At 61.6% G+C, this 18380-nt stretch carries 19 protein-coding genes; 9 read left to right on the top strand and 10 right to left on the bottom strand.

Annotated features, from left to right (window positions below; translation table 11 throughout):
• Positions 1 to 108 precede the first annotated feature (108 nt).
• Both ACQ4W0_RS00800 and ACQ4W0_RS00795 read right to left on the bottom strand, forming a co-directional pair.
• Complete coding sequence (locus tag ACQ4W0_RS00800) at positions 109 to 558, bottom strand: outer membrane lipoprotein (protein ID WP_102119749.1); 450 nt, start codon at positions 556 to 558, stop codon at positions 109 to 111.
• A gap of 137 nt (positions 559 to 695) precedes the next feature.
• Positions 696 to 1124, bottom strand: coding sequence for an Mpo1 family 2-hydroxy fatty acid dioxygenase (locus ACQ4W0_RS00795; RefSeq protein WP_436575053.1), 429 nt, complete (start codon positions 1122 to 1124; stop codon positions 696 to 698).
• On the opposite strand from ACQ4W0_RS00795, the gene ACQ4W0_RS00790 reads away from it, so the two are divergent.
• Both ACQ4W0_RS00790 and ACQ4W0_RS00785 read left to right on the top strand, forming a co-directional pair.
• Entirely contained in the window at positions 1114 to 2151 is a 1038-nt protein-coding gene (locus ACQ4W0_RS00790) for a hypothetical protein (protein WP_436575052.1), read from the top strand. The two genes, ACQ4W0_RS00795 and ACQ4W0_RS00790, sit on opposite strands and share 11 nt — an antisense overlap.
• 66 nt (positions 2152 to 2217) lie before the next feature.
• Positions 2218 to 2712, top strand: coding sequence for a DNA-deoxyinosine glycosylase (locus ACQ4W0_RS00785; protein WP_436575385.1), 495 nt, complete (start codon positions 2218 to 2220; stop codon positions 2710 to 2712).
• 6 nt (positions 2713 to 2718) lie between these two features.
• Here ACQ4W0_RS00785 and ACQ4W0_RS00780 read toward each other — a convergent pair whose 3' ends face one another.
• From ACQ4W0_RS00780 to ACQ4W0_RS00770, 3 genes are all read right to left on the bottom strand, one after another.
• Positions 2719 to 3381 carry a DUF2306 domain-containing protein gene (locus ACQ4W0_RS00780; RefSeq protein ID WP_436575051.1) on the bottom strand — a complete coding sequence of 221 codons (663 nt, stop codon included), beginning with the start codon at positions 3379 to 3381 and terminating at the stop codon, positions 2719 to 2721.
• 105 nt (positions 3382 to 3486) lie between these two features.
• Positions 3487 to 4695 carry a hypothetical protein gene (locus ACQ4W0_RS00775; protein ID WP_436575050.1) on the bottom strand — a complete coding sequence of 403 codons (1209 nt, stop codon included), beginning with the start codon at positions 4693 to 4695 and terminating at the stop codon, positions 3487 to 3489.
• A 105-nt stretch (positions 4696 to 4800) separates the two neighbouring features.
• A complete protein-coding gene (locus tag ACQ4W0_RS00770; protein WP_436575384.1) occupies positions 4801 to 5667 on the bottom strand; it encodes an HDOD domain-containing protein in 867 nt (288 codons plus the stop codon).
• A gap of 276 nt (positions 5668 to 5943) precedes the next feature.
• Here ACQ4W0_RS00770 and ACQ4W0_RS00765 point away from each other — a divergent pair, with 276 nt between their 5' ends.
• On the top strand, positions 5944 to 6522 hold the full coding sequence (locus tag ACQ4W0_RS00765) for a DNA-3-methyladenine glycosylase (RefSeq protein ID WP_436575049.1): 579 nt from the start codon (positions 5944 to 5946) through the stop codon (positions 6520 to 6522).
• 15 nt (positions 6523 to 6537) lie between these two features.
• On the opposite strand, the gene ACQ4W0_RS00760 is transcribed toward ACQ4W0_RS00765, so the two are convergent.
• The gene (locus ACQ4W0_RS00760; RefSeq protein WP_436575048.1) at positions 6538 to 8235 is read right to left on the bottom strand and encodes a methyl-accepting chemotaxis protein; all 1698 of its coding nucleotides are present in this window, start codon (positions 8233 to 8235) and stop codon (positions 6538 to 6540) included.
• Positions 8236 to 8303: 68 nt separating this feature from the next.
• Entirely contained in the window at positions 8304 to 8762 is a 459-nt protein-coding gene (locus tag ACQ4W0_RS00755) for a cache domain-containing protein (protein ID WP_436575047.1), read from the bottom strand.
• 283 nt (positions 8763 to 9045) lie between these two features.
• On the opposite strand from ACQ4W0_RS00755, the gene ACQ4W0_RS00750 reads away from it, so the two are divergent.
• The 5 genes from ACQ4W0_RS00750 to ACQ4W0_RS00730 all read left to right on the top strand — a co-directional run bounded on the left by ACQ4W0_RS00750 (position 9046) and on the right by ACQ4W0_RS00730 (position 14776).
• Entirely contained in the window at positions 9046 to 10410 is a 1365-nt protein-coding gene (locus ACQ4W0_RS00750; protein ID WP_436575046.1) for a KamA family radical SAM protein, read from the top strand.
• Between the two features lie 2 nt (positions 10411 to 10412).
• Positions 10413 to 11762, top strand: coding sequence for an MFS transporter (locus tag ACQ4W0_RS00745; RefSeq protein ID WP_436575045.1), 1350 nt, complete (start codon positions 10413 to 10415; stop codon positions 11760 to 11762).
• Positions 11707 to 12555: a fumarylacetoacetate hydrolase family protein gene (locus ACQ4W0_RS00740; RefSeq protein ID WP_436575044.1), complete on the top strand. Its 849-nt coding sequence runs from the start codon at positions 11707 to 11709 to the stop codon at positions 12553 to 12555. Before ACQ4W0_RS00745 ends, ACQ4W0_RS00740 begins: the two co-directional genes overlap by 56 nt.
• Positions 12555 to 13121 (top strand): carboxymuconolactone decarboxylase family protein, encoded by a 567-nt coding sequence (locus ACQ4W0_RS00735; protein WP_436575043.1) that lies wholly within the window; start codon positions 12555 to 12557, stop codon positions 13119 to 13121. Before ACQ4W0_RS00740 ends, ACQ4W0_RS00735 begins: the two co-directional genes overlap by 1 nt.
• Before the next feature lie 95 nt (positions 13122 to 13216).
• Positions 13217 to 14776, top strand: a complete 1560-nt coding sequence (locus ACQ4W0_RS00730) for a S1C family serine protease (protein WP_436575042.1) — start codon at positions 13217 to 13219, stop codon at positions 14774 to 14776.
• A gap of 62 nt (positions 14777 to 14838) precedes the next feature.
• On the opposite strand, the gene ACQ4W0_RS00725 is transcribed toward ACQ4W0_RS00730, so the two are convergent.
• The 3 genes from ACQ4W0_RS00725 to yjgA form a co-directional block, all read right to left on the bottom strand.
• On the bottom strand, positions 14839 to 15507 hold the full coding sequence (locus tag ACQ4W0_RS00725) for an alpha/beta hydrolase (RefSeq protein ID WP_436575041.1): 669 nt from the start codon (positions 15505 to 15507) through the stop codon (positions 14839 to 14841).
• Entirely contained in the window at positions 15504 to 16133 is a 630-nt protein-coding gene (gene mog, locus ACQ4W0_RS00720) for a molybdopterin adenylyltransferase (RefSeq protein ID WP_035822340.1), read from the bottom strand. Before mog ends, ACQ4W0_RS00725 begins: the two co-directional genes overlap by 4 nt.
• A gap of 74 nt (positions 16134 to 16207) precedes the next feature.
• Entirely contained in the window at positions 16208 to 16807 is a 600-nt protein-coding gene (yjgA, locus tag ACQ4W0_RS00715; protein WP_102119736.1) for a ribosome biogenesis factor YjgA, read from the bottom strand.
• Positions 16808 to 16899: 92 nt separating this feature from the next.
• Here yjgA and pmbA point away from each other — a divergent pair, with 92 nt between their 5' ends.
• Complete coding sequence (gene pmbA / locus ACQ4W0_RS00710; protein ID WP_436575040.1) at positions 16900 to 18252, top strand: metalloprotease PmbA; 1353 nt, start codon at positions 16900 to 16902, stop codon at positions 18250 to 18252.
• Positions 18253 to 18380: the final 128 nt, after the last annotated feature.

The following is an 18380-nucleotide window of genomic DNA, read 5'->3' as shown; positions in this document are numbered from 1 at the left end:
AGCGTGCTTGTGTATATCGTCGTGATCGCTGTGATCGCCATCTGGCTGCACCCTTCTGCCTTGCTCGCTGCCGGCGCATTCGGCTGAGCGCATGCGCCGGCAAGCAGATCAATGCGTGACGCGGGTCTTGCGGCCATCGGACAGCAGGCGCACGCGTTCGCCCGGGCGGAACAGTTCGTCCGCATCTTGCACGATGGCGCGCATGTCGCCATTGTCCAGGCGCACGGTGATTTCCAGGCCGGGTTTGTTGGACGCGTTCGCTTCGATGCTCTTGCCGGCCATGCCGCCGGCGACGGCGCCGAGGATGCTGGCCGCGATGGCGCCCTTGCCGCCCCCGACTGTCGAGCCGGCCACGCCGCCCAGTGCCGCGCCAGCCAACACGCCCGTGCCCGTTTCGCCCTTGTCGATGGTCACTTGGCGCACGGATTCAACCGTACCCATGCGAACCGATTGTTCGTTCTGCGCCTGGCGCGCATTGTAGACATTAGCCGAGTTCGGTTGTACGGCGCAGCCGGCCAGGGCGGCGAGTAATGCCACTGCAATAATTGGTGCTTTCATGTGGGACTCCCTTGGACAAAAAGTTAGTTGCCGATTGCGTCGACCGGCAGATGATGACTTATCATAAGGACACTTACCTTAGATAACTAGTTGCGAATAGTAAAAATCTGTTACTGCCCCTTGATGCCGCCTGCCGCTCAATACGCCAGCCGCAGGCGCCGGTACAAAAATCCCAGCACGAACAGTGGCCCCACCAGCAAGAAGCGCAAGTCGTCCAGGAACGACGGTTTCTTGCCTTCGATCTGGTGGCCTATGAACTGGCCTATCCAGGCCAGCACGAACAGCGCCAGCGACACGGGCAGGATGGTCAGTGGAGGCATGAGCAGCAGCAGGCCCAGCATAGTGGCCAGCATCGCCAGCATGCCCGCCGCAAACGGGCGCGACAGCTTGTAATAATAGTATAAAGCCAGAATACTGCCGAGCAGCGCCACGCTGGGGTGCACGCTCCACAGCAGTCCTAGCAGACTGAAAACGATCAAGGGCACGCACACGATGTGTACCCATTCATTGACGTGGTTGCGGTGGCTTTCGCCATATTGGGCCAGCAGGGTGTCGATGATGCGCATGGGCGGCCTCTTGTGTGGTGTTCTGGCTGGAAATTCTACACCGGAACACCGGCCGCCGAACGCGGCGCTCTATGATGAAATTACTCAATTGCTAATTTTACGTTATTATTTCCCGTTGGAAATATTTTCATTCATTTCAAAGGTATCCGTGACATCGCCAGCCAGCCATCCTGATTACCAGCGCTATTCGATGGCGTCCCTGCAGCAAGCCTTGTCCGGACCGGAGGGCAGCGCCGCAGTGCGGCGCCAGCGCATCGAAGCGGAAATTGCCCAACGTCAGCAGGATGAGCTGGAGGCACAGCAGCGGCAGTGGGCGGCGCGGCCGCAGGACAAGCCGCTCGATCCCGCCACCGCCGCACTCACGGAAGCGGCCAAGCCCCACTTGCAGTCCGCGGGCTATGTGCTGCTGTTCACGTGGGTCTTGTTGAGAGTGACTGTCTGGTTTGACATCGTGCTGGCGGATAGTCGGAATTATTATGTTGGCGGTATCGAGTTGCTGATCTTTGGCATCTTCTTGTTGCGTGGCAATTTGCGCGCGGCGAGATGGCTGCGCTGGCTGGCGGTTTTCTCGGTAGTACCCAGCGTGCTGGTGCTCGATTTCCTGTTCATGCAACCACTGTCCCTCACCGCGACGCAGTTCCAGCTGGCGCCCGTCCGTCATGGCTGGCTGGTGCTGGAAACCGTGCTGTCGCTGAGGGTCATTTATTACTTGTACCGTCAGTTGGGGATGCCTGCCGTGATGGCCGCCTGTGATACCAAGGGATATAAGCGGCGCGATCTGCGTATCCCCGCCATTGTCGGGCTGCTACTTGGTGTGTGTAGCAGCGGCCTCGGGTTGGCGGCCTTGCATGGCGAGACGGCCCGGCAGGCGCGCACGATAGTGGCGCAGCGCTATGGTTCGGGCTACCAATACCATGTCAATGGCATTGGCGAGTCCGTCACGCCGCAAGGCAGGTTTCATACGGCGCAGGTGCAGGTGTGGGATGACAAGGGCATCATGTCCGTGCCCGTGCAGTGGCCCCAGTAAAATAAGCGCCACCACCATTTCTGCAGGATGCCGCTTTTGACTCGCCTATTACCTCTTGCACCGGCCATGCCGGACACGCGCAAACGCTGTTTCGATCCCGTCGTCGATGCCGGCACGCGCTTGCTGATACTGGGCAGCCTGCCCGGCGAAAAATCACTGGCGCACAGCCAATACTATGCGCATCCACAGAACAAGTTCTGGATGCTGCTGGGCGAAGTGCTGGGCGTGGATTTGACCAGTCTGCCTTATGAGGCGCGCCTGGATGCCTTGCTGGCGCACGGCGTGGGCCTGTGGGATGTGGTGGCGCAGGCGCAGCGCACGGGCAGCCTGGACAGTAATATCCGCGCCCGCGACGACAACGACCTGGTGGCCCTGGCCGCCAGCCTGCCGCAGCTGCACACGATCGCCTTCAACGGCGGCACGGCCGCGAAGCTGGGCGTCAAGGTGCTGGGCGAGCATGCGCAGCGCTACCGCGTCGTCAGCTTGCCGTCGAGCAGTCCTGCCTACACGCTCGCGTATGCGCAGAAACTGCAGGCCTGGCTGTCTTTGCGTAGCGGATAAGTGGTGTCAGGCGACGATCCGGTGCATGGTGCTGCGTGCCTGTTCCTGCCGGTACTGGCGCCGCCAGTACCAGGCGATGCAGATCAAGCCAAGCAGGGATGGCGCCAGCTGCGTCCAGGGTTGGCCCATGCGCAGCAAATTGCCTGCGGCGGCCGAGAGCATGGCGAACAGCGAGGCGAGCAGCTTGTAGATATGTTCATAGCGCCACAACACGCCATGCCAGCGCCGGGGAAAGGCCCAGCGCACGCCGTCGTAGACGAGGATGGTGGCCAGGCCGCCCAGCGATGACAGGACGACGATGGCTTGCTGTCCGGAAGCATCGTGCTGCAGGCGCAGCAGGATCAGCCCGCCCGCCGCCAGGGCCGCCGCCGTCAGCCACCCATCGACGGCTTGCGGACCGGCATCACGCGTGTAGACGGCGCGCCAGCCACTCAGCAGCTGGTATAGCACCAGCACCGTCAGCACGGCAAAGACGGGACGATAGTCAAACAGCAGATTGCCGATGGCGGCCGTGGCGCAGACCAGCAAGGTCAGCCAGGCGAACAGCCTGCCGCGGCGACGGTGCTGCGGCGTGCCCTTGGCGGTAGCCAGCAGGAACAAGCCCAGGCCGATGGCGGCGCTGCCGGCCAGCACATGGGTGGCAATATTGATCAGTTGCGGCTGGGACATGCGCATCTCCGGAAGGTGCGCCAGGCTGGTCGCACGCTAACGGGAGATGGTATCTTGATAATGGCCGCTTGCCAAGGCGGCAGGCGGTGGGGGAAAAAACGGGATTTACGCCGGCGCGTACGGTTGCGCTTCCAGCGGCTGTCCCTTGGCGTCGAATTTCAGCGCCACGGACAATTGCGTCACGCCGATGGTGGCCAGCGCATCGCAGATGTCGTCGACTTCGTCCTGCAGGTCGGCGGCAAGATCCAGCGGCTTGTCGGCGCTGTGCAGCAGTTCGCCGCCCGCCGTGCTGACGTTGACGCGCAACAGCATTTCGCCATGCTCATCGGCCGGGCCGACGACCACCGAGACGTCGCCGGCGTCCACGTTGTTTTCCGCCAATGCATGGTTGATGCCCGACATCATTTGCAGCATCGCATACTCGCTCATGCCTTGTTCCTTGCCACCGTGGAACAGATCCTGGTACAAAAAGCTCACTTCCAGGGTGCTGCCTGCCGGTGCCAGGCAGCGTCTCACCAGGTCGCCCACTTCCGTCGTCCACTGCTGGTAGCGGGTCATGCGCGCGTCGAACCAGGCGTCGAGCGCCGCTTCATCCTTCGGTTCCACATAGAACGGGTCGTCCACGCGCTTGAGGGCAAAGCCCAGCAGGAAGCGCAGTTCGACGGCCGTGTCTTGCGGGCCGAAGGCCGTCTCGCTCCAGCCGACGATGCTGCTTTCCAGGCCCGGCGTGGCGACGATTTTCTTGTCCGTCATCGATGAGTACGCATCGCGCACCATCTCGTGCAGGTGGCTGTAGGTGATGCGGTCGATTTCATCGAGGTCGTAGGCATGGCTCATCAAGACCACCTTGGCCTTGGCGCTTTCCAGCTGAGACTGTTGAACACTTTTGACCAGCGCTTCGAACGCGTTCTGGTCCTGGAAACTGTCCGCTTGCTTCAAGCCACCTGTGCTTTGCACCAGCAGCGGCACGACAAAGGCGTTGATTTCCATGGTGGGGGCATTCTCGCGGCGGATCGTCAAGACGGACGCGGCTTCCTCGATATGGCTGCGCAAGTATTGATAGGCGCCCACGTCTTCATACTTGGCGCGCTCGATGGCGTCGTACAGGATTTCATCCTTCTTTTGATTCAAGGCCTTGCGGATCAGGCGGCCGAACTCGACGGCTTGCTCGGCCAGCACCGTGCCCTGCGATTCGCTGTCTTCCTGCTCCGCCAGGTTCAGGGCCATCGTGCACAGCATGCGTGTGACGGACTCATCCTTGTCTTCAGGCGTGTTGGCGGATTTACGGGGGACGGGGCGCTTATTTTTGGGCATGGCGATCAACAGGTTAAGAAATACGGGTCAGGCAAACGGAAACGGGCACCAAGGCTTTGCCAGGCGCCGGATAGATCATACAGGCGGCCGCGGCCGCCCGATACATCAATGGTCGGTATCGAACATCTCGTGCAACTCGTCGAGCAGGTCGGCGGCTTCTTCCTGCGACAGGCCGAGATGCTGGCAGGCAAGTTCGCCGCCCTTGTCCCACTCTAGCGAGGTACTGTTGCCATGGTAGCGCTGAATGCCCTTTTCGGCCAGCAGCGACAGGGCGACGAGCGAGCGGATGGCGTCGTCCGTGGACGGGTCCGCCAGCACCGTGTAGTCGTGGTGGTGCAGGATGGCCCAGGAGACATCGGAGGACAAGCCCCAGTTGCGCGCCAGCAAGCAGCCGATGGCCGCGTGGTTAGTCTGGTGGCGTGCGTCTTCCAGGCTGGTAAAGCAATTGCGCGCATCATTGGCCGCCGCCGCGTACGTCTTGACGTAGTCGGGAAAGCGGTTCATCAGCAGGGGCACGCCGATATCGCAGAACAGGCCGAAGGTGTGGGCGATGTCAGGTGGGGCGATGTGCAACTTGCGCGAGGTAAACACCAGGGCGCGCGCGCGCTTGGCCGATACATCCCAGAAATTGGTCAGTTCCACGCCTTCCGCTTCCAGCGCCTGGCGCGCCAGCAAGCCCGTCATCATGGCGCTGCACTGGTTGATGCCGAGAAAGTTGATGCCTTGTTCGACGGATTTGGCCTTGCGCGCGGCGCCATAGAAGGGCGAATTGGCCAATTTCAGCAGGGCACCGGACATGCCGACATCGTCGGCGATGATGCGCGCGATGCGCCGCGGCGACGGGTCGTCTTCGGCCAGTTCGCGCTGCAAGTCGACCAGCAGGCTGGGACGCGGCGGGATACGGATGGAACGCATCAAGGCGTCAACCGGATCTTCCTGCACTACCTGCTTTTGCGCTGCCGCTCTCATCATCATTGTCTTGCCCGCTGGTTGTTCGGTCGTGCGCTGCGCATCGACGGCCTCATGGACGCCTTGTGCAATGCCCGATGATTATCCATGTTTATGCATGGCAATAGTTCATCTCTGCAATAGATTGTCGAAAAATTCCTGTTTTTGCCGCGATTGCCACCGATGTTGCTCATTTGGCGACGCAATCAGCCCCTGTTTTTATGGTGAAAAAAGTAAGATGTATTTGTTTTTAAGGCAGTCGCCGGTGCGTGCGGGCAAGCGTGGCGCTACAATTGCCGCATGAAAAAACTCCTGGCGGGCATCGATTTTGCGGACGATTCTTGCAGCGTGGCGCGCCAGCTGATCGGCGTGACCGTGCTGGTTGACGGCGTGGGCGGGCGCATCGTGGAAACGGAAGCGTATGACCGGCTGGACCCCGCTTCGCACACGTATGGCGGCATGACGCCGCGCAATGCGGCCATGTTCGGCCAGCCCGCACATGCCTATGTGTACCGCTCGTACGGCATGCACTGGTGCCTGAACTTTGTGTGCCGCGAAGCGGGCCATGGCGCAGGCGTGCTGATCCGCGCCATCGAGCCGCTGGCGGGCCTTGACCGCATGCGCGAGCGGCGCGGCGTCGAGGAACTGCGGCAGCTGTGTTCGGGGCCGGGCAAGGTGTGCCAGGCGCTAGGTGTTACGCATATGCATAACCGGCTGGTGCTCGATGCGCCGCCGTTCATGCTGCTGGCCCGCGAGGATGACGTGACGGTGCAAGCGGGGCCGCGCATCGGCATTTCCAAGGCGATGGAAACGCCGTGGCGCTTCGTGCTCGCCGGTTCGCCCTACCTGAGCAAGCCGATGCGCGCGCCTGCCGCCTAGCCGTCCGGCCCGGGGTCAAGCGCCGCGCTGGCTGCGGGGCGTGCTGCTGCGGGGCATGCCGCGTAGCGGACTGTGCAGCGCGCGCCTGTCCTTGCCTTCTCCCTTGACGGGGCTGGCCGGATGCTGGAATGCCTCCTCATCGGTGTGGCTGGCCGGCGCAGCGGAGTGCTCGTCCAGCGTGAACACGGCCACGGCCGCCGACAGTTTGACGGCCTGGTCCTGCAAACTGGCCGCTGCCGCTGCCGCCTGTTCCACCAGGGCCGCATTTTGCTGGGTGACATCATCCATTTGCGTGACGGCCTGATTCACTTCCGTGATGCCCGAGGCCTGCTCGGCGCTGGCCTGTTTCACGCGCTGGATGATGTCATTGACTTGCTGCACCGAGGCCACGATGGCGCTCATGCTGTCGCCCGCCTGCTGCACGGCCACGCTGCCGCCATCGATGGTGGTCACGGACGTGGCGATCAAGGTCTTGATTTCCCTGGCCGCCTGCGCCGAGCGCTGCGCCAGGGTGCGCACTTCGGACGCCACCACGGCAAAGCCGCGGCCTTGTTCGCCCGCGCGCGCCGCTTCCACCGCAGCATTCAGCGCGAGGATATTGGTCTGGAAGGAAATACCATCGATCACGCCGATAATATCCACGATCTGGCGCGAATTGGCGCGTATCGTCGCCATCGTCGTCACCGCCTGCTGCATCGACGCGCCCCCTTGCACGGCCAGGGTGGACGCTTGCCCCGCCAGCTCGCAGGCCAGCTGGGCGTTGTCGGCGTTGTCATTGACGGCTTGCGTCAGCGCTTCCATGGCGCTCGACGTTTCTTCCAGCGAGCTCGCTTGCATTTCCGTGCGCGCCGACAGATCCAGATTGCCGGTGGCAATTTCACGCGACGCCGTATCGATCGATTGCACGGCACCCATGATGGTGCGCAAGGTCTGGTTCAGGTTGGCGATGGTCTGGTCTAGCACGCGCGACGTGGCGGCGATCTCGTCATTGCCCTGCTTGGGCGCACCGGCGATCAGCTTGCCTGCCGCCAGGTCTTGCACGGCGTCGGCAATGCCGCGGATTTCCACCAGCATGGCGCGGCGTACCAGCATGGTCACCACGATGGAGACCAGGATGGAGAGCAGGACGGTCAGCAGCAGGCTCCAGCCCAGGCTGCGGAACTCGGCGCTGGCCGTCGCATGGGCCTGGCTGCTGAGCGTCGTTTCCAGGGCCGACAACTGCGTCAGCTGCGTATTGAACTGGCCGAATTGCGTTTCCGCCTTGAGCATGGAATTGGTGGCGATCGACTGGTCCATCTGCGCCATTTCCATGGTTTCCAGCACGGCCTTGCGGTAGCCGGCCAGGGCCGTGATGGCTGCATCGACCAGGGTGCGCTCGGCGCCCGTGGCCGTGGCGCGCAGCGAGGCCAGCTGGGTGCCGATGGCCGCGTGGCGCGCCTTGATCTGTTGCTCCAGTGTATCGAGGCGAGCCTTGGCGAAGCTGCCATTCGTCCACGACAGCAACTGGTACATATTGCCGTGTACTTGCCTGGCCTCGCCTAGTACGTCGGCGGCCGCCTTCAGATGCGTGATGCGTACCCGTACCATGTTTTCCAGCGAGGCATTTTGCCGCACCATGCCATACCATGCGCCGGTCGAGCTGAGTATCAGCAGCAGCAAGACCAGGGCGGGCGCCAGCAATAATTTTGGTCCGATGCGTAGTGTATTGAGCATGCTTGACTCCTGGCGATGGCTGTTCCAAGCGCAGGCGGCGCGCGGCGTTCGTGTGCGCCGCCCCTGCCTTATTTTTTGTAGATACCCGCTTCCAGCACCACATCGTTGACGCGCAGGATATACGTGGTCTTCGGCTCGATCTTGCCGCTGGTGGGGTTCTTGTACTGGTAGTCGACCCAGCCCTTGCCCTGCTTTTGCGCCAGCTCGATGATTTCACGGCGATATTTTTTGCCATTCGCGTCGGGCACATCCGTCAAATCCTTGCCCACGATGGAAGGATTGATGGGGTGGGCCAGCACGATGCCCGTCTTGATGTCGCGCATGTCCACATACAGCGAGCCCTGCACGAAGTCGGGGTCTTTCGCCGTGATTTTCTTCATCATCTCTTCCTTGCCATGTGCCTTCATGAAAGCGGCGCCCCGTTCGGCCATGGCGATGGCGTCTTTTTCCGTTGGTTCGACCGCGGCACTGACGCTGCCTCCGGCAAAAACCAGGCACAGCAGGCTACCCGTGAATAAGCGTTTCATGACAGCTCCTTGTGAGAATCGAGGGATGTGTTGCAAAGCCGTAATTTACGTCGTTGAGGGGCCCATCAAATTGCGATGGAACAAACTAAGGTGTTGCTTGTAGGCAGCGAGCAAGGTATCGGAATGCTTGTTGATATGTAGCAATTTGGTTCTGAATGGCAAGAATTATGATGACTTTCACAGCATGCCGAGCTGGCATGGCCTGTGGGAGAAAAGGCTGGAATTGGCCGATATAGGGCCAATTCCATGAAAGTTATCGCTATTTATTGGCAAGGAGACTATCGTGTCCGCACTCATTACCGAGCCGTTTCCACCCAAGTTCAAGCCGTATACGCGGCAAACCATCCATCAGGCGCGGCAGTGGGAATGGTTGCCGGAAGAGCAGCGTGTAGCCGTGCAGGTGGTTTCGCACGTCTTGCCGTTTCGCACTAATGCCTATGTGCTCGACCAGCTGATCGACTGGAACAATATTCCCGACGATCCCATCTACCGCCTCGTCTTCCCTCACCGCGACATGCTGCCGCCCGAGCAGTACGCGCACTTGCGCGATCTCGTGCTGGTCAAACAGGACAAGGCTGCCATCGACGCCTATGTGCACGGGATTCGCCTGGGCATGAATCCCCATCCTGCCGGGCAGATGACGCATAACGTGCCGAAAGTCAACGATGCGCCCGTGCGCGGCCTGCAGCATAAATATGCGCAAACGGTGCTTTTTTTTCCCAGCGCGGGCCAGACGTGCCACGCGTATTGCACCTTCTGCTTCCGCTGGCCCCAGTTCGTCGGCATGGATGACATGAAATTTGATGCGCGCGAGTCGCATGAGTTGGCCGCCTACCTGAAACTGCATCCGGAAGTGACAGACGTGCTGATCACGGGCGGCGACCCGATGATCATGAATACCCGCCAGTTGGCGGCCTACCTGGAGCCACTGCTCGAACCGGGCCTGGAACATATCCAGAACATCCGCATCGGCACCAAGGCGGTGGCGTACTGGCCGCAGCGTTTTGTCTCCGACCGCGACGCGGACGATTTGCTGCGCCTGTTCGAGCGTATCGTCAAGGCGGGCAAAAACCTGGCCGTGATGGGCCATTACAGCCATGCCGTGGAATTGCGCCAGGACATCGCCCAACAAGCGGTGAAACGCATCGTCTCGACGGGCGCCACCTTGCGCATGCAGGGGCCGCTGATCCGCCACATCAATGAAGACCCGGCAAGCTGGGCTGAGCTGTGGCAGACGGGCACGCGCCTGGGGGCGATTCCGTATTACATGTTTGTCGAACGGGACACGGGGCCACGCAGTTATTTCGAGTTGCCGCTGGCAAAGGCACATGAAATCTTCCAGGCCGCCTACCAGATGGTGTCCGGCTTGTCGCGCACGGTGCGCGGACCGTCCATGAGCGCATTTCCCGGCAAGATCGTCATCGATGGCATCGTCAGCATCAATGGCGAAAAACTGTTTGCCCTGCAATTTTTGCAGGCGCGCAACCCGGACTGGGTGCGCCGGCCGTTTTATGCGAAGTTCGATGCGGAAGCGACGTGGATGGACGATTTGAAGCCGGCCTTTGGCCACGATAAATTCTTTTTCGAGACGGATGAGCCTATGCCGCAGTTGCCGCATAAAATCATCCGCCTGGCACAGGCCGCCTGAGCATGCGCGGCGCCGGCGCCTCTTCCCGTTCCGGCGTGGCCGTGTTTTGCCTGGTGTTCCTGCCGTTTGCGCTCGGTCATTACCTGTCGTGCCTGCTGCGCGGCGTGAATGCCGTGCTGACGGCGGAATTGCTGGGCGCCATCGCCCTGACGCCGGCGCAGCTGGGCCTGCTGACCAGCGCCTTTTTTCTCGCCTTTGCGCTGGTGCAACTGCCGATTGGCATGGCGCTCGACCGTTACGGCCCCCGCACGGTGCAACTGTGGCTGCTGGCGCTGGCGGCCCTGGGTGTGTGGCTGTTCAGCCGGGGCCACAGCTTTGCCGAGCTGATATGGGCTCGGGCCCTGATGGGGGCAGGCCTGGGCGGCTGTTTCATGGCCGCCGTGAAAGCAATCTCGTGCGCCATCGCGCCCGCTCGCCTGCCGTCCGTGCACGGCTATCTGATCGCCGTGGGCGGCCTGGGAGCGGCCACGGCCACCATGCCCGTCAAGCTGGCCCTGCATTACACGGATTGGCGCGGCGTGTTCCTGGGCCTGGCGCTGGCGGCGTTGGCCATCGGCGTACTGATCCGCCTGCTGTCGCCAGCCATGCCCGTGCCTGCAGCTGCCATGAACAAGATGAGCAAGGTCAGTGTCTGGAGTGTGTATCGCGACGGGGCCTTTCGCCGCACCATCGCGCTGATCCTGCTGCCGCACACGGTGTTTTTTGGCGTGCAGGGCTTGTGGGTCGGCCGCTGGCTGGCCGACGTGGGTGGCTTGTCCGACGATAGCGTGGCGTATATGTTGTACTTGGGTATGGCGGCCGTCATCTTCGGCGCCATCGGCATGGGCATGCTGACGGAATGGGCTGGCCGGCGCGGCGTTGAACCCATGCAATTGGCGGCCGCCGGCATCGTCCTGTTTGTCGCCGTGCAAGTGGCGATGGCATGCAATGTAGTGCCCAGCCTGCCCATGCTGTCCGTGCTGTTTACCTTGCTGGGCACGGTGACGGGCCTCGAGTATGCAATCGTCGCGCAAAGCATGCCGGCCAGCTTGACGGGCAGGGCGGCCACCTGCCTCAATTTGCTCATTTTTACGGGCGCCTTCCTGGTGCAGGCAGGCTTTGGCCTGATCCTCGGCTGCTGGCCCATGAACAGCTTGCAGCAGTATCCGCCGCAAGCGTATCAGGTGGCGTTTGGCGTGCTGGCGGCCTTGCAACTGCCGGGACTTGCGATGTTTTTCATCCACCGCTACAGACGTGCCGGGCCATCCGGTAAAATGGCAGCCTGCACAGCGGCAATGATCAACTCCAAGGAAGACTATGAAACTCGTTCGTTATGGACGTCCAGGCAAGGAAAAACCGGGCCTGATCGATGAAGAAGGCAAACTGCGTGACCTGTCCGGCGTGATTGCCGATATTGACGGCGCGCAACTGTCCGACAAGGCCCTGCGCAAGCTGGCCAAGCTCGACGAAAAGACGCTGCCTTTGGTGCGCGGCAATCCCCGCTTCGGCGTGCCGCTGGCGAAAGTCGGCAAGTTCATCGGCATCGGCCTCAATTACGCGGATCATGCGGCCGAGTCCGGCATGGCTATCCCTGCCGAACCCATCGTTTTCATGAAGGCGATTTCCTGCCTGAATGGCCCGGACGACAATGTCGTGTTGCCGAAAGGCTCGAAAAAGACGGACTGGGAAGTGGAACTGGGCGTGGTCATCGGCACGCGCGCGCAATACGTGAGCGAAGAGGATGCCCTGAAGTACGTGGCCGGCTATTGCGTCGTCAACGACATTTCCGAGCGCTCGTTCCAGCTGGAACGGGGCGGCCAGTGGGATAAAGGCAAGGGCTGCGACACCTTTGGCCCCATCGGCCCGTGGCTGGTGACGCGCGATGAAGTCATCGACGAGCAAGACCTGGACCTGTATCTGGAAGTCAATGGCAAGCGCATGCAGACGGGCAATACGCAAACCATGATTTTCACGGTGGCGCAGATCGTCAGCTACCTGTCGCAATTCATGACCCTGGAACCGGGCGACGTCATCGCCACGGGCACGCCACCGGGCGTGGGCCAGGGCCGCAAGCCGCAGCGTTTCCTGAAAAAGGGCGACAGCATGCGCCTGGGCATCCCCGGCCTGGGTGAACAGCAGCAGGATGTGGTCGCCTGGACTGCCTGATGGCGGAGTGCAAGATCGACCGTTTGCCGCCGCTGCCTCTGGCGCAGCTCGACGCGCAGCAGCGGGCCGCCGCGCAAGCCATCATCGATGGTCCGCGCGGTGCCCTGTACGGCCCCTTCGTGCCGCTGATCCGCAGCCCGGAGCTGATGGAAACGGCGCAGCGCATGGGCGAGTATTTGCGCTACCGCAGTGCCATCGGCACGCGCCTGTCGGAGCTGGCGATTCTGGTGACGGCGCGCCAGTGGGACCAGCAAGTCGAGTGGGCCATCCACGCACCGCTGGCCGTGCAGAACGGCATCGCGCAAGCGGCCGTGGACGCCATTGCCGCGCGGCGCGCGCCGCTTGCCCTGAAAGAAGACGAGCAAGCCGTGCACGACTTTTGCATCGAGTTGCAGCAGAACAAGCGCGTCAGCGATGCCACGTATGCGCGCGCGCTGGCGCTGTTTGGCGAGCACGGCGTGGTCGACTTGATGGGCATCAATGGCTACTACACCTTCCTGGCCATGGTCATGAATGGGGCGCAGACAGCGGTGCCGGCCTTGGGCGTGGCGCCCTTGCCCGCCTGATTAGAATAGTTCTTCGGGTAAAGATGGACAAAGTGTAATGAAGTTGAAATTATTCAATATATAATTTTACTTCCCTTACATTGCCAACAAGCTCAATGAAAACTCGTCCGTGCTTTACCCTGATGGGCCGCGCCTTCCTGGCGTTGGCCCTTTCTTTTTGTCCCTTGATGACGGTGCGTGCGCTGGCCGCCGAGACCGCTGCTACCGCTAGCCCCAGCGCTTCTGCTCTGGAGAATTCCGTCGTCAAGGTGTTTTCCACCCTGCGCGGGCCGGACCCCTATAAACCCTGGAGCAAGGCCGCGCCGCAAGAGGTGACGGGCTCCGGCGTCGTCATCGAAGGCCGCCGCATCCTCACCAATGCGCACGTGGTCGGTTATGCCAGCCAGGTGCAGATCCAGGCGAATGGGGCGGGCGACAAGATACCGGCGACCGTGCTGGCCATCTCGCGCGGCATGGACCTGGCCTTGCTGAAAATCGACGATGACAGTTTTTTCGCCAGCCACAAAGCGGTGCCGCGTGCCAATGTCTTGCCGGACGTGCGCGATGCCGTGCTGGCGTATGGCTATCCGACGGGCGGCACGTCGCTGTCGATCACCAAGGGCATCGTGTCGCGCATCGAATTCGTGCATTACAACTTCCCCGTCTCGGGCTTGCGCATCCAGATCGATGCGGCCATCAACCCGGGCAATAGCGGCGGCCCCGTGATTGCAGGCGAGAAGATGATCGGCCTGGCCTTTGCCGGCATGCTCAATGCGCAAAACATCGGCTACATCATCCCCAATGAAGAAATCGAGCTGTTCCTGCGCGACCAGGGCAGTGGCGCACCCAAGGGCAAGCCGGCCATGCGTGACGTGACGCAAACGCTGGAAAATCCCGCGCTGCGCACGTATTTGAAGCTGGCCAAGGGTGTCGAGGGCGCTGTCGTGATGACGCCGGCCAGCAAGGATGCCGCCTATCCGCTCAAGGAGTGGGACGTGATCACGCATATCGGCGATTTTCCTATCGACAACCAGGGTATGGTCAAGCTGAATGCCAACAGCCGCGTGCGCTTCCAGTACCGGGTGCAGCAGCTGGCGAAAGACGGCCTGTTGCCGTTGACGGTGGTGCGCCAGGGCGCGCCCCTGAAAATCAGCGTGCCCGTCTCGGCGGCGCACCCGATGCTTATTGCCAGCCTGCAGGGCAATTACCCGTCCTATTTCATTTTCGGGCCCATGGTGTTTTCGCGCGCCAGCACGGAATTCATGGCCGCGCCGAATAGCAATCCCGCGATGCTGGGCGGCATGGCTTTTGCTGGCAATCCGCTGGCCACGCGGCGCGGCGATGCGCCCGATGGCGAGCGCGAAGAACTGGTGGTGATTGCCGCGCCGTTCTTCCCGCACAAGCTGATGAATGGCTACAGTACCCGTTTCTTCTCGGTCGTCGATTCCGTCAATGGCGTGCGCGTGCGCAGCCTGGCGCACCTGGTGGTCTTGCTGCGCGACCAGACGGATGAATTGCTGACGTTCCGCTTCCAGCAGCGCGATGCGGAAATGGTCGTCGTGCCGCGCAAGGACATGCTGGCAGCGACGGAATCGGTGCTGACAGACAACGGCATCCGCTCGGAAGCGTCGCCCGACATGCTGAAGATCTGGAATGAAAAAACGCCGGCGAACTGATCGTTCCCGGCCTTACGTACAGGTACAACAACAGGCGCGGCTTACACCGCGCCTGTTTTGCTTTAAGCCAATACTTTTTTCAGCCAGGCGCCGATGGCGTCGATTTCTTCCTGGCACAGCGAGTGCTGCATCATGTACTCATGCCATTCCACCTTGTAACCCATGCCGGTGAGCAAGTCGCGCGACTGCTGTGCGCGGGCGATCTGCACCACGGGGTCGGCCGTGCCGTGCGCCATGAAGATGGGCGTCTGCAGGCTCGCTGGCGTGCGCTCAAGCGCCGTCTTGTCGGCCAGCGGCAGGTAGCCGGACAGGCACATCAGGCCGGCCAGCGGTTCCGCGTGGCGCAAGCCCGTTTGCAAGGTCATGGCGCAGCCTTGCGAGAAGCCGGCCAGGATGATGCGGCTGGCAGGAATGCCGCGCGCCTTTTCACGCGCGATCAGCGCTTCGACCTGCGCCTGCGAGGCGCGCAAGCCGCTTTCATCTTCGCGGCGCACCAGGTCGCTCACGAGGATGTCGTACCAGGCGCGCATCACATAGCCGTTGTTGATGGTGACGGGCATGGTGCCGGCGCTGGGGAAGATGAAGCGGATGGCGGGGCAGCCGCGCAAATCGAGTTCCTTCACCAGCGGTACGAAGTCGTTTCCGTCGGCACCCAGGCCATGCATCCAGATGATGGAAACGGTGGGGTTCGGGGCGCTGTCGAGTTCGATGGTTTCCAGCAAGGTGCTCATGTATTTTCCTCAGGTAAAGGTTGCGCCGGACGCAGCGCCGATTTGGGACGGAAGGCCTTGCAGATGGCCGGGTCGGTTTCCATGTAGGGGCCGCCGATGAGGTCGATGCAATACGGTACGGCGGCAAAGATGCCGTTGACCAGTTGCACGCCATCGGCATCCTTCAAGCCTTCCAGGGTTTCCTTGATGGCTTTCGGCTGGCCCGGCAAGTTCATGATCAGGGCGGCGCGCTCGGGCGTTTCGCGGATCACGGCCACCTGGCGCGACAAAATCGCCGTCGGCACGAATTGCAGGCTGATCTGGCGCATCTGTTCGCCGAAACCGGGCATTTCCTTGGTTCCGACGCTGAGCGTGGCGTCCGGCGTCACATCGCGCCGCGCCGGGCCCGTGCCGCCCGTCGTCAGGATCAGATGGCAGTGGCTCAGGTCGACCATGTCGATCAGGGTGTTTTCAATTTGCGAGCGCTCGTCCGGGATCAGGCGTTTTTCCAGGCGGAAAGGCGTGCGGATGGCGGCGGACAGCCAGCTTTCCAGGGCCGGGATTCCCAGGTCTTCATACACGCCGCCGCTGGCGCGGTCCGAGATCGACACGAGGCCGATAATCAATTCGTCTTCTATCGTGGTCATGGGGCACCTGTCTATGTCGTAAAAAAACCGGGTTGGTTCCCGGTTTTTGTCAACCCAAGCCCAAGAGCTGGGGTTTATTCGTCGTCTTCTTGCTCAACGTCATCTTCATCGGCATCTTTCTTGCCGCTGTTTTTCTTCTTGGCGATCTCTTTCAAGATCTGGAAGATTTCGCGGTAGGCCTTGGGCGGCTTGTTCTCGGCTTGCTCCTTGCGGGCATTGCGGATCAGGGTGCGCAGGTGCTGCACGTCCAGTTCCGGGTTTTCCGACAGCAAGACGGTCAACGCCTTGTCATCCGTCAAGAGTTTGTCGCGGCGGCGTTCCATCGCGTGCATATTGGCCGTGTCGGCTTTCGACAAGCCTTTCCAGCTATCGATGGTGCGTTGGATGGCGGCAACTTCTTCCTCATCCAGAGTGCGCATTTTTTTGCCCACGTACTGCAACTGGCGACGGCGGCCTTCGTGATCGCGGATCATCTGGCATTCGAGGATGGCTTCGCGCACGTCTTCCGGCATGGGAACGCGCTTGACGCGGTCGCGTGCTTCATTGACGAGTTCTTCCCCCATCTTTTGCAGGACGGTCATCTGGCGCTTGAGTTCCGATTTCGAAGGACGTTCATATTCCTGTTCGAATTCGGTGGATTGGAAGCCGCAAGCTCCCCGGTTTGGATTTGGCATGATAAGGCGGGATTGGCCGCGTAGGCCGCACCTGTAAACTGTAAACGACTGCTATGATAACCTTTTTAGCGGCTTTCCGAAGAAAACAGCGCATGAACGACTCCGTATTTACCCATAGTCAAGAGCAATTGCAGCAACTAGCCCGTGATGTGTTGTCTTTTGTGCGGGAAGCGGGCGGCACCGACGCTGCCGTCGAAGTCAGTGTAGGCGGTGGCTTGTCCGTTTCTGTACGAAAAGGCAAGATCGAGACGATCGAGCAAAACAAGGACAAGGGCATGGGCGTGACCGTGTTTGTCGGCAAGAAGCGCGGCAATGCCAGCACCTCCGATTTCTCGCCGTCCGCCTTGCGCGCCACGGTGGACGCCGCCTACAACATCGCCCGCTTCACGGCCGAGGACGATTGCGCGGGCCTGGCCGACGCCGACATGCTGGAAATGTCGCCCCGCGACTTGCAACTGTTCTATCCCTGGCGCATTTCCGCCGAGGAAGCTGTCGTGCTGGCCCAGCGGGCCGAGGCGGCCGCGTTTGCCGTCGACCCGCGCATCACCAACAGCGAAGGCGCGGGCGTCCATGTGCAGCAATCGCATTTTGTTTCCGCCAATTCGCGCGGCTTCATCGGCGGCTACCCGTTTTCGCGCCACACCCTGTCCGTGGCGCCCATCGCCGGCAAGGGTGCGAAGATGCAGCGCGACGACTGGTATTCGTCCGTGCGCGACGCCTCCAAAATGTCGAGTCCGGAAGCCATCGGCCGCTACGCCGCCGAACGTGCCCTGTCGCGCCTGAACGCGCGCAAGCTGGGCACGCGCACCTGTCCCGTGCTGTTCGAGGCACCGCTGGCAGCCGGTTTGCTGGGTACCTATGTGCAAGCGACCTCGGGCGGCGCCCTGTACCGTAAATCCACTTTCCTGATCGATTCCCTGGGCACGCAAGTGCTGCCGTCGCACGTGCAGATCTTTGAAGACCCGCACGTGATCGGCGGCGTCGGTTCGGCGCCGTTCGACGAAGAGGGCGTGAAAACCGTCAGCCGCGATGTCGTCAAGGATGGCGTGGTGCAAGGTTATTTTCTGTCGACTTACACGGCCCGCAAGCTGGGCATGCAGACGACGGGCAACGCGGGCGGCTCGCACAATCTGTACCTGACGTCCAGCCAGACGGCCGCCACCGACGATTTTGTTGCCATGCTGAAAAAGCTGGGCACGGGCTTGCTGGTGACGGAACTGATGGGACAAGGAACCAATTACGTGACAGGCGACTATTCGCGCGGCGCCTCCGGTTTCTGGGTGGAAAATGGCGTGATCCAGTACCCGGTGGAAGAAATCACCATCGCCGGCAACATGAAGGACATGCTGCGCAACATCGTCGCCGTGGGCGCCGACGTCTTGCGCCGTGGCACCAAAGAGACGGGTTCCATCCTCATCGAGAGCATGGTAGTGGCGGGCGGCTGAACGGATGCATACCACCTTGTCAAAAGGCGCCGCTGGCGCCTTTTTTCTTGTCCCTGTGGTTTTTCGGGTAGCGGCCTGATCGTCATACGGCGGAAATATTCGCTTCGTATGATGACGCCACCTGACGT

The organism is Janthinobacterium breve, from assembly GCF_051380895.1.
Lineage (GTDB): Bacteria > Pseudomonadota > Gammaproteobacteria > Burkholderiales > Burkholderiaceae_D > Janthinobacterium.
This window is presented reverse-complemented; position numbering and strand designations above follow the sequence as displayed.